This window comes from uncultured Parasphingorhabdus sp., from assembly GCF_963677535.2.
GTDB lineage: Bacteria > Pseudomonadota > Alphaproteobacteria > Sphingomonadales > Sphingomonadaceae > Parasphingorhabdus.
Window position 1 is genome coordinate 312,620 of record NZ_CAXXUT010000003.1, and the last position, 13,837, is coordinate 326,456.

General features: G+C 58.6%; 13 protein-coding genes. 5 read left to right on the plus strand and 8 right to left on the minus strand.

Translation table 11 applies throughout. From position 1 onward, the window contains the following. Positions 1-176: 176 nt before the first annotated feature. Complete coding sequence (gene ispG, locus ACHZCJ_RS08385) at positions 177-1,304, minus strand: flavodoxin-dependent (E)-4-hydroxy-3-methylbut-2-enyl-diphosphate synthase (RefSeq protein ID WP_159647744.1); 1,128 nt, start codon at positions 1,302-1,304, stop codon at positions 177-179. Between the two features lie 87 nt (positions 1,305-1,391). On the opposite strand from ispG, the gene ACHZCJ_RS08390 reads away from it, so the two are divergent. Next, positions 1,392-2,501: an isoaspartyl peptidase/L-asparaginase gene (locus ACHZCJ_RS08390; RefSeq protein WP_321325565.1), complete on the plus strand. Its 1,110-nt coding sequence runs from the start codon at positions 1,392-1,394 to the stop codon at positions 2,499-2,501. A gap of 252 nt (positions 2,502-2,753) precedes the next feature. On the opposite strand, the gene ACHZCJ_RS08395 is transcribed toward ACHZCJ_RS08390, so the two are convergent. After that, positions 2,754-3,569 (minus strand): M90 family metallopeptidase, encoded by an 816-nt coding sequence (locus tag ACHZCJ_RS08395; protein WP_321325567.1) that lies wholly within the window; start codon positions 3,567-3,569, stop codon positions 2,754-2,756. 435 nt (positions 3,570-4,004) lie between these two features. Between ACHZCJ_RS08395 and ACHZCJ_RS08400 the strand changes: the two genes are divergently transcribed. Together ACHZCJ_RS08400 and ACHZCJ_RS08405 are read left to right on the plus strand one after the other, a co-directional pair. Continuing rightward, positions 4,005-5,297 carry a S41 family peptidase gene (locus ACHZCJ_RS08400; RefSeq protein WP_321325569.1) on the plus strand — a complete coding sequence of 431 codons (1,293 nt, stop codon included), beginning with the start codon at positions 4,005-4,007 and terminating at the stop codon, positions 5,295-5,297. A gap of 55 nt (positions 5,298-5,352) precedes the next feature. Continuing rightward, a complete protein-coding gene (locus tag ACHZCJ_RS08405) occupies positions 5,353-6,876 on the plus strand; it encodes a carboxyl transferase domain-containing protein (RefSeq protein WP_321325571.1) in 1,524 nt (507 codons plus the stop codon). A 334-nt stretch (positions 6,877-7,210) separates the two neighbouring features. Here the strand turns inward: ACHZCJ_RS08405 and ACHZCJ_RS08410 are convergent, their stop codons facing one another. The 3 genes from ACHZCJ_RS08410 to ACHZCJ_RS08420 form a co-directional block, all read right to left on the minus strand. Further along, positions 7,211-7,360, minus strand: coding sequence for a hypothetical protein (locus ACHZCJ_RS08410; protein WP_394700081.1), 150 nt, complete (start codon positions 7,358-7,360; stop codon positions 7,211-7,213). A gap of 107 nt (positions 7,361-7,467) precedes the next feature. Beyond that, positions 7,468-8,559, minus strand: a complete 1,092-nt coding sequence (locus ACHZCJ_RS08415; protein ID WP_321325575.1) for an endonuclease/exonuclease/phosphatase family protein — start codon at positions 8,557-8,559, stop codon at positions 7,468-7,470. 205 nt (positions 8,560-8,764) lie between these two features. Beyond that, positions 8,765-9,673 (minus strand): haloalkane dehalogenase, encoded by a 909-nt coding sequence (locus ACHZCJ_RS08420; protein ID WP_321325577.1) that lies wholly within the window; start codon positions 9,671-9,673, stop codon positions 8,765-8,767. A gap of 176 nt (positions 9,674-9,849) precedes the next feature. On the opposite strand from ACHZCJ_RS08420, the gene ACHZCJ_RS08425 reads away from it, so the two are divergent. Beyond that, complete coding sequence (locus tag ACHZCJ_RS08425; protein ID WP_321325579.1) at positions 9,850-10,551, plus strand: YkgJ family cysteine cluster protein; 702 nt, start codon at positions 9,850-9,852, stop codon at positions 10,549-10,551. Positions 10,552-10,641: 90 nt separating this feature from the next. Here the strand turns inward: ACHZCJ_RS08425 and ACHZCJ_RS08430 are convergent, their stop codons facing one another. The 3 genes from ACHZCJ_RS08430 to ACHZCJ_RS08440 all read right to left on the minus strand — a co-directional run bounded on the left by ACHZCJ_RS08430 (position 10,642) and on the right by ACHZCJ_RS08440 (position 12,897). Next, positions 10,642-10,788, minus strand: a complete 147-nt coding sequence (locus ACHZCJ_RS08430) for a hypothetical protein (RefSeq protein WP_394700082.1) — start codon at positions 10,786-10,788, stop codon at positions 10,642-10,644. Positions 10,789-10,973: 185 nt separating this feature from the next. Beyond that, the gene (locus ACHZCJ_RS08435) at positions 10,974-12,341 is read right to left on the minus strand and encodes an aromatic ring-hydroxylating dioxygenase subunit alpha (protein WP_321325583.1); all 1,368 of its coding nucleotides are present in this window, start codon (positions 12,339-12,341) and stop codon (positions 10,974-10,976) included. Further along, positions 12,331-12,897 (minus strand): nuclear transport factor 2 family protein, encoded by a 567-nt coding sequence (locus ACHZCJ_RS08440; RefSeq protein WP_321325585.1) that lies wholly within the window; start codon positions 12,895-12,897, stop codon positions 12,331-12,333. Before ACHZCJ_RS08440 ends, ACHZCJ_RS08435 begins: the two co-directional genes overlap by 11 nt. 56 nt (positions 12,898-12,953) lie before the next feature. On the opposite strand from ACHZCJ_RS08440, the gene ACHZCJ_RS08445 reads away from it, so the two are divergent. Continuing rightward, entirely contained in the window at positions 12,954-13,493 is a 540-nt protein-coding gene (locus ACHZCJ_RS08445; protein ID WP_321325587.1) for a nuclear transport factor 2 family protein, read from the plus strand. The last annotated feature ends 344 nt before the right edge of the window (positions 13,494-13,837 follow it).

Genomic DNA, 13,837 nt, shown 5'->3' on the forward strand with positions numbered 1-13,837 from the left:
CCTTCAGCGAAAATGGGCAGAATCTTGCCCGAGCATAGCATAGAATGAATCTTTGAAAATCCCGTTCTTGTTGAGCCTGTCGAAGCGCCCTGATTCCTCCAGCACTGAAGAAGTGCGAGCCTAGAGAATTCCTGCAGCTAGCTCAGGATGAACGGTCATTCTGACCGCGCAACCCTTCAGGCCGCCTCGCTGACCCCCGCCTCGATCTCCGCTGCCTTCGCCTCAACCAGCTTCACAATATGATCCACCATATCCTCGTCCGCAACATGATGGTCGGTGACACCGGAGAGATAGACCATATGCTTGCCCTTGCCGCCGCCGGTGATGCCGATGTCGGTTTCGCGCGCTTCGCCCGGCCCGTTGACGACGCAACCGAGCACCGACAGCGATAAGGGCGTGCGGATATGCTGCAGCCGTTCCTCGAGCTTCTGCACCGTGCGGATCACGTCGAAACCCTGCCGCGCGCAACTGGGGCAGCTGACCACCCGGACGCCGCGCGTTCGCAGACCGAGCGCCTTGAGCATCTCATAACCGACGCGCACTTCCTCCTCGGGTTCGGCCGACAGGCTGACCCGGATCGTGTCACCAATCCCGGCCCAGAGCAGATTGCCCATGCCGATCGAGCTTTTCACGGTGCCGCCGATCAGGCCGCCCGCCTCGGTGATGCCGAGATGCAGCGGGCAGTCCACCGCGTCGGCAAGCTGCGAATAGGCCGCGACGGCAAGAAACACGTCCGAGGCTTTCACCGCGACCTTGAACTCGTGAAAATCATGATCCTGCAATATCTTGATATGATCGAGCGCGCTTTCGACCAAAGCTTCGGGACAGGGCTCGCCATATTTCTCGAGCAGGTCCTTTTCCAGACTGCCCGCGTTCACGCCAATCCGGATCGCGCAACCGTTGGACTTTGCCGCGTCGATAACTTCCCGCACCCGCGCCGAAGAACCGATATTGCCCGGATTGATCCGCAGACAGGCCGCGCCCGCCTCCGCCGCTTCGATCCCGCGCTTATAGTGAAAATGGATATCCGCGACGATCGGTACATTGCTCGCCCGGACAATTTGCTTCAGCGCCGCCGTGCTCTCGACATCGGGACAGGACACGCGGATGATATCCACGCCGGCTTCTTCGCAGCGGCGGATCTGGTCGATCGTCGCCTTGGCGTCGGACGTCAGCGTATTGGTCATCGTTTGCACGGTAATCGGCGCATCGCCACCGACCGGAACATCACCCACCATGATCTGGCGGGATTTGCGTCGGTCAATATCGCGCCAGGGTCGCAGCGACGGATTGTCTGAAGTCATATCTTTGCTCTTGTCAGAAGGGCTTGTTTGCCGAACATATACGCTGTCCACCGCCAAATGATAAGTGCCAATCGGGAGAGCATCGATATGATCCGCTATTTACTCAAAAGGCTGGGCCTGTCCCTCGCGCTCTCGGCAGCGACAACAACGGTGAATGCGCAGGATCGGCTGGACGGGGAAGCAGATTGGTCCATCGCCATTCATGGCGGCGCGGGGACGATCAAACGCGACAGGATCACGCCTGAGAAAGATGCGGAAATCAGGACAGCACTGAACGCGGCCCTGACAATCGGCTCGGACATATTGAGAAATGGCGGCACCGCAATGGACGCTGTCACCGCCACCATCGTCTCGCTGGAGAACAATCCCAATTTCAACGCTGGCAAAGGCGCGGTGTTCACTTGGGACAAGACCAACGAGCTCGACAGCAGCATCATGGACGGTAGCGACCTGTCTGCTGGCGCCGTTGCCGGGATCAACGGCACGAAAAACCCGATATTGCTGGCCCGCGCGGTCAAGGATAAAAGCCCGCATGTAATGCTGTCCGGCGAAGGCGCTAACCAGTTCAGCCGCGAACAGGGGCTGGAACAGGTGTCACCGGATTATTACGCCACGCCCTATCGCCTGAAACAGATCGACGACCTGCGCGCCAAAAAGGTCAGCGCCGCCGATGTGGATTACAAATTCGGCACGGTCGGCGCCGTCGCGACGGACAGGAACGGCGATATGGCTGCTGGCACTTCAACCGGGGGATTGACCGGCAAGCGCTGGGGCCGGATCGGCGACAGTCCGGTGATCGGCGCCGGCACCTATGCCGACAACCGTAGCTGCGCGATTTCCGCCACCGGCTCGGGCGAATATTTCATCCGTCTCGGCGTCGCCCACGAAATCTGCGCCCGCATCCGGATGCGCTTTCCCGAGGCGATCAAGGAAGCGCAACGGGCGGTGCCGAAAGATGCCGACGGCAATGACACTTATGTCGTTCACGCCAGCGAATTCATGTTGTCAGATTCGGAAATCCAGCAGATCGCCGACGACGTGATCGCCGAGCTCGGCGAACTGGGCGGCGACGGCGGCATCATCTATGCAACACCATGGGGACAGGCCGGCTACAGCTTCAACACCGCCGGCATGTACCGCGGTCGGGCGACCAGCGAGGCTGAACCAAGTGTCGCGATTTACGGGGATGAAGAATGAACAGGCGACAGCATAGAAATACGAAATCCAATATCCGCTGAGGAGGCAAAAAACGGGCGTTGCTGATCGCGCGTGAGCAACATCGGCTTTCGCCCCCAATAGCGGTCATTGGCGTTGGTGCGTTTTAATGGCTGTTAAGGGCGCAAAAGGGACGTCGGAAATACGCGGATAGCATGTCCTCTCATGACCTGGTTATCGGGTCTCCGCTATTGGCTGCATTGCTCGATTGCCGGGATTCACAGTCAGCCTAGCCTAATCCCAATGCGCGGGATCTAGCGCCAGCAGTTCCGACAGCTGCGCATAGAGCGCTGGCTCCTCGCGATGCATCAACCGTGGTTTTTCAAAAAACGCGACAATCGCTTCGGCAAAAAACTCCTGATGGTTGTTTGCGCCATAGGGATCGATGAGGGTGTTGTGTCCACGTTCAACACGTTCCACATGCTTGTGGAAGGCATCCAGCATGGCTTTTTCCCAGCCCTCGTACGCTTGCCCCTTGCGCAAGATCGGTATGCCATTGGTGTCGCCGGTCAGGCTGTCCAGCTGGTGCGCAAATTCGTGGATGACGACATTGTGTCCATCGTCTTCACCGAGCCCCCCGTGAAGCGCATGCTCCCATGACAAGATAACCGGCCCCCTGGCCCAGCTTTCGCCAAGCATCGAGTGCCTGCCCTCATGGACGACAAGTCCGTCATGAGAGTTGCGGTGTATGTGAAAGGCGGAAGGATGGACCAACACGTTTCTGATCGTGTTGTACCAGGCCGGACTGTTGGTAATTAACAAGCAGGCTTGAGCAGCGATCGAGAGCCTGATTTCCTCGGTTATCTCGAGACCTTGATTGCCTCGGAAAGTGACCTGATCGAGAAATAGATTGATTTTCCCTTCCAACTTGGGCCGCAATGTTTCCGGTAGCCGGCGCACAATCGGCACCAGGCTGGCGATCACTTCGCGCTGTTCTGAAGTCAACGGTGTCGCCAACAGTTGTTCGCGCCGACGCTTCCTCGCCCAGTTCCGATATGAAAGCACTGCGACAATTGCCAATGCACCAAGGGGGAAGAACAACCAGCTCATGCTGCTGAAGTAAAAACGAAAGATGCAAAATACAATAGCGGTACAAGCAACGCCTGTGCAGCCGTTCACGCCACTGGATGTGCAACGTGGCGGTGGAAAGCCAGTCAATGGAACATGCCAGTTTAAGTCCGAAGAATAGCTAGCATCCAGTGATCCTGTCCTACATTGCTGCAACGCGTTATACCGGTCAGATGGTTGACGCAGGATGAGACTATGCGATCAAGGCTGCCTTTTTGAAAGGTTACACTCGGCGGATCCCGACCTTGGAGTGCACACCGGTTTTCTGCGCTATCCAGCCAAAGGCCACAGAAAATAACCAGGCCTCTTTGTGTAAAGTTCAACTGGACCGGCAATAATCCTGAAAGCGGATGTTGCAATTGAAGGGCGGACTTGCGACGGAGACAGGATAAATTTCGCAATGCCTGAGGAACAAGAATGAAGAAACTGGCCAAAGCGATTTCACCGATCCTGGCGCTTTTCATAGTCGCGCCGGTATATGCAGAGGTGCAGGCACCGTCCGAGCAGACCAAGAGCGCCGAAACTTTTGATGCCGGGCAAGCCTGGCGGGAGTTTGAAGACCAGTTCCGCCTTTTCTATGCCTATGCGCAGCGCAGCGACATCGATGTTGATGCACAGCTTGCACGATCGAAGGCTCTGGCCGTGCAAGCCCCTGACCACGACATATTTCGGAAGATCCTGCACCAGACAGCGCTAACCTTTTCCGACCCGCATTTCATAGTCGGCCCCTTTGACGAGACCGACTATTCGATCGTTCCCACCGGATCGGATATCGCGACCCGCTATGCCGGTGGCCGCTTTCATGTTGCCGATGTCCGCGCCGGTTCCGCTGCGGACAAGGCCGGCATCCGCCCCGGCTGGCAAATTGTCTCGGCGGACGGAATCGCAATGAGCGCCGCCGCGATCCGGCCTTACGGGCAACTGCTGCCCGAGCCGACGGACCGGCAGAGAAATTACGGCGCGATGCTCGCGGTCAGCGGCTTGCGCAATCAGCCGCGCACTCTCGTCTTTGAGGTCGACGGGAAGAATCGCACGATCAACCTGCCGGCCAGCTATGATCTCGGCAAATCGATCAGCGCCGGCCCGTTGCTCGAGACGCACAGGAATGGCGATATCGGCATCATCCGCATCAACAATGCGCTGGGCAATAATGACCTGATCCCGGCTTTCGATCAGGCTGTTGCAGGCCTGTCCGACGCGCGGGCGATGATCATCGACCTGCGCAACACGCCCAGCGGCGGCAATACCGAGGTGGCGCGCAGTATCATTGGTCATTTCGTGACGGACACACGATCCTACCAGATTCACGAAATTCCCAGTCTAGAGCGGGAATTTACCGTGCCCCGCCGTTTCATCGAGCAGGTCAAGCCGCGCAACCCGCAATATCAGGGGCCGCTCGTCGTGCTCGGCGGTCGCTGGACCGGCAGCATGGGCGAAGGGCTGGTCATCGGTCTGGATGCGGCGGCCGGTGCCCATACGATTGCCTCCGACATGGCGGATCTGCTGGGCGCCCTCTCCAATATCACTCTTGCGAAATCCGGAGCGCGCATGGATCTCGGGACAGAAACGCTGTTTCACGTCAATGGCACGCCGCGCGAGGATTATATCGCCGATATGAAACTGGAATCGGCAGACCGTGATGCCGATGGCAACGATCCTGCCATGCGCAGCGCGCTGGAATATCTCGGGCGCGAATTGGACAGGTCTTGATGCCAGGGCGCGATTCCCGCTTCCCCTGCCTTAACCAGTCGGTTAAACGCAGGATATGACATGGAAACCCGAACTGGAAGAACTGGCCGAGCGCCAGCGGCTGGCCGAAAAAATGGGCGGCGAGGAAAAAGTCTCCCGCCAGCATGGCCGCGGAAAACTTGATGCGCGGGCGCGGATTGCGGGGATTGTCGATGAAGGCAGCTTCCGCGAGATCGGCAAGATTGCAGGGCGCGGGACCTATGCCGAGGACGGGACGTTCGAGGATTTCGCGCCGAGCAATCTGATCTTCGGTCGCGCCAATATCGAAGGCCGTCCAGTGGTTGCTTCTGCCGATGATTTCACGGTGCGCGGCGGAGCCGCTGATGCCGCCCTGCACCGGAAATTCACCCAGTGCGAAAAAATGGCCCATACGCTGGGCATTCCGATGATCCGGATGATCGACGGCACCGGCGGCGGTGGCTCGGTCAAAAGCCTCGAGGATATGGGATTTACCTATGTGCCTGCGGTTCCCGGCTGGGAAGATATCATCAAGAACCAGGATACGGTCCCCGTAGTGGCCCTGGCGCTCGGACCGACGGCGGGCATGGGCGCGGCGCGCACCGTCGCCAGCCATTATTCGATCATGGTCAAGGGTCTGTCCCAGATATTCGCTGCCGGTCCCGCGGTCGCCGCCGCGATTGGCGATGATCTCAGCAAGGAGCAATTGGGCGGCTCCGACATCCACACCACCAACGGCGTGGTTGACGAAGAGGTCGCCAGCGAGGCCGAGGCCTTTGTCACCGCCCGCAAATTCCTGTCCTATCTTCCGAGCAACGTGAACCAGCTGGCCGCCCGGACCGAGAACTGGGACCCGGTCGATCGCAAGGACGAAAGCCTGCTTTCTGCCGTGCCGCGGGAGGACAAGCAGGTCTATTCGATGCGCAAGATCATGACATCGGTATTTGACGAAGGCTCGGTATTTGAAATGGGCAAGCGCTGGGGCCGGGCCGCGATCACCGCCTTTGCCAGGCTCGACGGCTGGCCGGTGGCGGTACTCGCCAACGATCCGTCCTTCCTGGGCGGATCCTGGGAAGCCAAATCATCGGAAAAGGTCGAGCGCTTTGCCAAGCTGGCCGAGCAATTCCATCTGCCGGTCGTCCATCTGGTCGACAATCCCGGCTTCATGATCGGCGGCGAGGCCGAGCGCACCGGCACCATCCGCTACGGCGTGCAGGCGATGAACGCGGTCTACAGGGCGACCGTGCCATGGGCCGGCGTCATCGTCCGCCGCGCCTACGGCATCGCCGGCAGCGCGATGAGCAATGCCGAGAATTTCCAGTACCGCTTTGCCTGGCCCTCGGGCGACTGGGGCTCGCTGCCGATCGCCGGTGGCCTCGAGGTCGCCTACAAGAGCGATATCGAAAGCGCTGCTGATCCGGCCGCGCGACTGGCCGAGATCAGGGCCAAGCTTGACAAGGTTACCTCGCCTTTCCGCACCGCCGAGCAGTTCAGCGTCGAGGATATCATCGATCCGCGCGAAACCCGGCCCCTGCTGTGTGAATTTGCCGATCTGGCCTGGCGGAAGCTGGGCGCCAGCTGATACGGGCAGCGCTTTTCCGGAGTCCAGCGGGATCGCCGGCCCCATTTTGCTGACCAAACGGCGGCAACCGCACCGACCCATCGATAATGACCAGATGGCGTGTAAAATTGTGAATAATTTCCATTCAAAGTCAGGCAATTGCCCGGTCCTGTGTTAAACATCACCGGGAAATGACGAAAATATCCTATCGTTTCCGGACAGCATAACTATCATTTCATCTACCAAAAGAAACGGTTCATCGCTGGTACAGCAACCAAATGGCATGTGATACGCAGTAACAGCAATGGGTTCGGCACAAGCAAGGAAGGACGAAACGATGTACTTATCTCCGAGATCATTCATCAATCAGCCTGTTCAACCATTGGCCGAGCAGGATCAGGGGCGCGGCTATCAGCCGCTCTATCATCTGGACATCGTCAATCGCTGCCCCGGCTGCGGCAAATCGCACTGGCACGTCGGCCGGATCAGCGCTGAATGCGCCCATTGCGAAACCGCGCTCCCGCTGGCAATGGTCGCGAGCCAACCGATGCAGCCTCGGTTTACCGAGCATTACAGCAAAACCGCTATGGTCGCCTGACCGGCCGCCGATCTTCAGCCAGACTTCATATGTTGCAGATAGGCGGCAGCCGCATTTGACTTGATCCGTACCCACATCGGTTTGTGATCGGACAATTGGTAGGTGCGCCAGTTCCCTCTGTAATATTTCGTCAGCGCAGCGCCCTGCTTGTCCTTGCCGCCGGCCTTCTTTCGCAATTCCGATTCATATTCCAGCGCATCGCCATCCCGATAGACCGACTTGAATATCTCGAAAATGCCCGCATTTGCTGTCTTCGGGTCGTCCGTCTGCCGGTCGATGAAATTCAGCGTATCATCATCGGTCATGAAGGCAATCTGGTCATAATATTTGCTGAGGTCCAGATTGGACGGCCGGTTGAGCGCGTTGGGAATCCGGAATCCGTGCCGCTTCAGCGCGGTCATCGTCTCATGGTCCGGGTGGACGATATTGAAGTCCCCCAGCAGGATCAGTGACCGCCCTTCCTTCTGCGCCTGTTCGGCCCGATCGGCGAAATAGTCGGCAACGCGGTCGATTTCCTGCACTCGCTGTTGCAGTTTCGATCCAGAGGAAGACCCGTAGAACAGGTGCACCGTGCAGATATCGAACTTGAACCAGCCGGACTGGAACGCCGTGATGAAGGGCGAGCGCCGGAACTGCTTGCCCTGAAACAGTTCGCCACCCTCTCCCGCCGTGTCATCGGTGATCAGCATGTCGGTCGGCAGAACGATTTCGCCGGCGATATTCTGGAACCGCACCTTGCGCTTGTCATAGAGATAGAGCAGCCGTTCACCGCCGCTGCCCAACTTGTGATGGGTCTTGTCCGAGGCGATGAAATCATAATCCGGACCCAGCCGGTCCATGACCGCGCGCCAGTCATCGAGATCGACCACCTCCTGCACCGCGACGAAGTCGAAGCGGGACAATATCTCGGCGATATACATCAGGCTTTCCGGCAGCCGCCGGACCTTGCCGAAATTGCGGATATTCCAGGTCGCCAGCAGCAGCGTCTGCTCGCTGTCCTTGTCGGGCACCTCGCGATCGAGCTGGCCGATCAGCCGCTCGAGATTACCGACGACGCGCGGCCGATCGTTTTTCGGAATATATTTGAGATAATAATATTGCGGCATGCGGCTTCTCCCATTTGCAGGAACCAGAACATGCGACCGATTATCTTTTGCCGGACCATAGCTGATTTTGGTGCTGTAGGACAGTCTCGATCAATCGATGCCGTTCATTCCGAGCTTGTCGAACCGAAGGTCAGCGAAGCTGGCGGCGCCTGTCGACTGGAGGGCATCTCTCCTTTGTCATCGTGGCCACCCGCCCCGTCTCGCCCTAAAGATCGCCAAATGCCTTTAGCGCAGCCGGAGCGACAATATCGCCCCATTCCTGCACGAAATGCCCGGCCTCTTCGATCAGCAGTGGCTCGGGACAGCCCCTGATCAAGCCGTGCATCATCTTCATCACCGGCGGACCGAGCACCGGATCGGAGCCGCCGATCGCCATGAAGCTGGGCCCGGTCCATTCGCTGCTCCAGTAAGCCGCAGCCTGCTTGCTGACCTCGACACCGTCCATATCCGGTTCGACCGGCACCAGCGCCGGGAATGTCCGCGCGCCGGCCTGATAGCGGTCATCCGGATAAGGCGCATTATAGGCAGCAATCTCCGCCTCGCCCATCTCCGGCGTGCCGCGCGCGATGATCTGGCCTGCATTAAATTCTGGCACGGTCAGCGCATATTCTTTCCACGCGTTGAAGCCGTCGCCCGCGCCTGTCCCAAGCCCCAGCGCCGTGTTCATGATGATTAGCCGCGACAACCGTGGCTCGAAAGCTTCATCTACCGGCAGCGTCAAGCCGATCAACCCGCCCCAGTCCTGCACCACTAGGGTGATATTCTGCAGATCCAGCCGCTCCACCAGCGCCAATATGTGGTTGCGGTGGAAGTCAAATGTATAGGTTTCCAGTTCGATCGGCTTGTCGGAGCGACCGAAGCCGAAGAAATCCGGGCATACAACCCGCCCGCCTTTGGCAGTAAAATGCGGGATCATCTTGCGATAGAGGAACGACCAGCTCGGCTCGCCATGCAGGCACAAGAATGTTGTCTCCGCATCAACCGGCCCGGTATCAACCCAGGCGGCGCGCAGTCCCTCGTAGCCGGGCAGATCATCGGCATAATGGACCGGATAATCGAAGTCCGGGATATCGGCGAAACGCTCATCGGGCGTGCGCAGGGCGGCAATAGTCATGCTGAACATCCTCTTCTGTTTCGGCCAGCATAGCAGATGTCAGTGCCAGCAAGAAAGGGACCAGCTGCGCCAAAGTTCGTCAAAGTTCAGGCCAATGAACGCTGGTTTTGCGTGAAGCAGGATAGAAAGTTGCGGATGTCTGACATTATATTTCCTACACATGCAGCCCCGCCATTATGCCAGATCGTGCGGGTTCGGACTTCAATCGCAAGATCCAAACAAGGACGGTTGCGCCTGAGGTCGCAAATCCGATAAGGCCGATTGACGATATCATTGATAAGCTTTGGGATCATAGATTGAGGCAATCGGAAAACGATAGCAAACAAATGGATGCATCGAGCACGCTTTGCACATCCTGCGGCCTATGTTGCGACGGCAGCTTGTTCAGTATCGCGCCATTGGTCCCTGAAGATGGCGCTGTTACGCCTCCGTTGCGCTCGCAGGGAGATGACGATGAGCGTTTTCTTTCGCTTCCATGCAGGGCACTGGACAGCGAAAAATGTTGCACCGTGTACGACCACCGCCCCAGGATCTGCGGTGCTTTTCGCTGCGCTCTGCTGGATCAGCTGGATGGGGGGATAATCACTATGCAGGACGCGACGCAAAAAGTGGCCGTGGCGCATCAACACAAATCAAGGACACTCGCGGTGGTAGGCCAGTTTGTCGATACCGATGGCCGTGGCATGAAAGATATCAAACAAAGTTACAGGGGCTTGAGCAATGCAGATCAGAGGCGCGATGCGCGATCCTATAAAGAAGGAGAATTCTTGCTAAAAGCTTTCGGTCATTATCTTCGCAACACCTTCTTGGATGCTCGTCAAGTCACGTTGAACTCAGCGCCTTCCACAATCTCAAAGCAGGAAGCCGACAGGCCTTAGATCGCCTGTTTTTCTGAATGGTCAGAATGACGGAAAAAAAGAGCTACAAAAAGCATGATGCCGCAGCAGCCTGAAATTAGCCCGCAAAATTTATGAGGCTGCTCCAAAGGTGATTGTTTCAACTACAGTAATTGCCTTCTTACCCTCGGTATAATCTTCCAGAACGATTTCCATCAATTCAGGCTTCTCATAAGGTCGCTTCGCAGAATTCTTTTCCGGTGTATTTGTTGGTTTCACAATCAAGCCTTTCAATAAATGCCGCGTATTAGTCGCCTTATCTGTTACCTTATATGCCTCGCAGATACCAGTCAAGATTCATCGTCGGGTGCTGGCAAAGGCAGGCTGCGCTTAGCCAGTATTCGGTAAGGCATCGTGCCTCTCCTCCCTGGAATCAAGTTACGACGCCACGCATTCGGAATAGCTCACACCAGATATTCGTCCAGCGTCAGCTGCAGGCGCCGGATCCGGGCCTCCTGATAATTGCCGAGCGACTGGGCGCCTTTTTTCGAGGCCTTGGCACCATCTCTCTGCATCGCGAGATTGTCGGTGTCCTGATCGAGGATATCCGCAAGAACGAAGCCTTCCACGCTGGTGTAGCTGTCCTCAATCTCCAGCCGGATCGGTTTGGCGGGCGCGGGTCGCTCGCCGTTTTCTGGCAGCGGTTGCAGCACCAATATCTCGTGCAGGCAATGGTCGACGTCGATTGGCCGGAAGCGGTAGCAGAGCCGGATGTTGATGCCGGGGAAGAAGAACATGTTCGGGAACAGGAAATATTCGAGGCTGTCGATCATCTCGCTGGTCGAGACGCCGGAGAGATCGACATTGAACGCGCTGCCATGTTCCTGGCGCAGCATATCGGCATGGACTTTCCGGGCCGATGCCCCCTCGGGCAGGTCCTTCGGATCGCGGCCCAACTTCTCGAACAGCTTGGCCTCGCTGACCGGCTGGTTGAGATGCGGGCTGGGCACGCCGATCGCGTGCATGAAGCGGCTGACATTCTTGCCGAAAATATCATATTGCGCATTGGCGTCGCCGGCGGTGTAGACCGCCTGCGAATGGGTTTCCAGCACATGATAGGCCTCGAGGAAGGCCTCCATCGCCATTTTCCAGTTGGCCGGCAGGACCTTCTGCGTGTGCAGCGCGACATAGCGGTCGTCCATCGGCCATTGCTTGAAATGGTCGGGCAATATTTCCAGATAGTCGGCCAGCGGCGGCGCATCCTCGTCCATGTTGATGAAGACAAAGCCGCCCCACGTTTCGCAGCGGATCTCGGTCAGGCCGAAATTATCCTCGTTCAGATGCGGGAAGTCCCAGCGGCAGGGAATTTCCTTGAGCGATCCGTCGAGATTGAAGGTCATGCCGTGGAAGGGGCAGCGGATGTGCGAGCGCCGGGCGCCGCTGCTGCCTTCGGTGGCGAATTTCATGCCCCGATGCGGACAGCTGTTGACGAACGCGCGGATTTTGCCGTCATCGCCGTGCACGACCAGGATCGAATAGGGGCCGACATCATAGACATGCTGGTTGCCGGGCGCGGGGATATGCTCCTCGCGACAGGCCCATTGCCAGGTCCGGTTCCACATATGGTCGATTTCGCGCTCATGGAAGGCCGGGTCGATATAGCGGTCGAAGCTGATATCCTCGTCGCCGAGAAATTCATATTGCTCGGTCCGCATCGCCGGCGGCGGATTGTCGCCGTCCGCGTCCATGATATCCTGCATCGAGGGACCCGGGCAGCGCGCCTCGCCCGGCGCGAGATCGGTATCGGACGGTTTGGTCAGGTCATAGGTCATGGTCGGGCTCCGGTTTGCGGGTCATGGCGATACGATGGTAAAGCGGGTCGGCAGGCTTGCGCGCGCCGAGGATCATTGGCGAACCGTCGAGAAATGCGTCGGTGCAGGGATCGTCCCGCACCCAGTCCACCAGTTCCGAACGATAAGCGAATTTCCAGATACCGCCGCGTTTCTCCAGCCGGTCGACATAGCGCCCGCTGATGAACAGGTCGCGCTGCTCGCCAGCCTCATTGGTCAGCTTGTGATAGGCCTGGTAATAGACTTCGCCATAAGCTTCCTCGCCGGACAGCTCGATCAGATGCTGGCCGAGCATATGATGGTTGCGCTCGTGCGTTTTCAGGGCGTCGATGCAGAAGTCCGCAAAGCCGTCCGGACCGCCCTCATAGATGCCGTAGCTCAGATAGGCATCGTCCCAGAATTGCGCGCGCAGCAGATCGCGGTCCAGCCGGTCCAGCCCGCGCATGTACCGCGCCGCCAGATCGCGGATCGCCAGATTGGCCGTCAAGGCCTCCAGTTCGGTCGCCCTAATCGCATCTCTCCTGTTCTTTTGAGGCATAGTAGGAGCCGGACGGATCGGGTAAATTACTCTTATCGATAGCAGGAGGGATGACCATGGCGGGGGACAATCGAGCAGGCATGCAGGAGCCGGGCCGCGTCCCCGACCCCGCGGAACTGGCGGATCGCGCCGCCATCGCCGAGATCATCGCCCTGCACTGTCGCGGCGTCGACCGGGCCGACGAAGCGACGCTGAAAAGCTGCTACTGGCCCGATGCCACCACAGCTTACGGCCCGGAAGCCGTGCCCGCCCACGGCTTCTGCACGGAGCTGGTGCCGGCGATCAAGGCCTTCCGCCAGACCCACCATTTGGTCACCAACATTCTCTACGCCTTCGATGGACCGCAGGCGCGCGTCGAGAGCTCGCTCATCGCCTTTCACTATCTCGCCGGAACCGATGGCGCGGACAGCGAGATGACCTATCTCGGCCGCTATCTCGACCGGTTCGAGAAGCGCGGCAATGTCTGGAAAATCCGGCACCGCGAACCGGTGATGAGCTGGAGTCAGAATGCCGCCACCACCCACGACGCCGACCACCCTGCCCTGTCGGCGCTGCGTCAGGCCGCGCGCTTCCCGGACGATATCGTCTATAAATAGCGCGCGGATGCGCCGGCGGGACAGCCGCGCCCCTGCCCTGCAAGAACGTTACAGGACAGCCCGTTTTTATTTTCTGTGACCTTTGCCCCGAGGCCCCCGGAAAACAGCCGGACGTTCCCAACAACAGCCCTGCCTGGTGTGACCTTTGCCACGCTCCGCCCCGGCGCGTCGGCCGGCGAGGACGAATGCCCGGCAAAGACTCGTCACAAGGCGCAGCATAAGCGCAGACGGCCCGTGTAGGACAGCGGATAGTCCGCTGCACCGGCGACCCGTTGTGATATTTTTGCATCAGAAACGGACAATTTCGACTTATTGCATTGCCGATGGAACGCCGCTGCTTCTGG

Coding starts and splice junctions, on each gene's coding strand:
- ispG (WP_159647744.1), bottom strand. CDS start 1,304: ATGACTTCAGACAATCCGTCGCTGCGACCCTGGCGCGATATTGACCGA.
- ACHZCJ_RS08390 (WP_321325565.1), top strand. CDS start 1,392: ATGATCCGCTATTTACTCAAAAGGCTGGGCCTGTCCCTCGCGCTCTCG.
- ACHZCJ_RS08395 (WP_321325567.1), bottom strand. CDS start 3,569: ATGAGCTGGTTGTTCTTCCCCCTTGGTGCATTGGCAATTGTCGCAGTG.
- ACHZCJ_RS08400 (WP_321325569.1), top strand. CDS start 4,005: ATGAAGAAACTGGCCAAAGCGATTTCACCGATCCTGGCGCTTTTCATA.
- ACHZCJ_RS08405 (WP_321325571.1), top strand. CDS start 5,353: ATGACATGGAAACCCGAACTGGAAGAACTGGCCGAGCGCCAGCGGCTG.
- ACHZCJ_RS08410 (WP_394700081.1), bottom strand. CDS start 7,360: ATGGGCGCATTCAGCGCTGATCCGGCCGACGTGCCAGTGCGATTTGCC.
- ACHZCJ_RS08415 (WP_321325575.1), bottom strand. CDS start 8,559: ATGCCGCAATATTATTATCTCAAATATATTCCGAAAAACGATCGGCCG.
- ACHZCJ_RS08420 (WP_321325577.1), bottom strand. CDS start 9,673: ATGACTATTGCCGCCCTGCGCACGCCCGATGAGCGTTTCGCCGATATC.
- ACHZCJ_RS08425 (WP_321325579.1), top strand. CDS start 9,850: ATGCCAGATCGTGCGGGTTCGGACTTCAATCGCAAGATCCAAACAAGG.
- ACHZCJ_RS08435 (WP_321325583.1), bottom strand. CDS start 12,341: ATGACCTATGACCTGACCAAACCGTCCGATACCGATCTCGCGCCGGGC.
- ACHZCJ_RS08440 (WP_321325585.1), bottom strand. CDS start 12,897: ATGCCTCAAAAGAACAGGAGAGATGCGATTAGGGCGACCGAACTGGAG.
- ACHZCJ_RS08445 (WP_321325587.1), top strand. CDS start 12,954: ATGGCGGGGGACAATCGAGCAGGCATGCAGGAGCCGGGCCGCGTCCCC.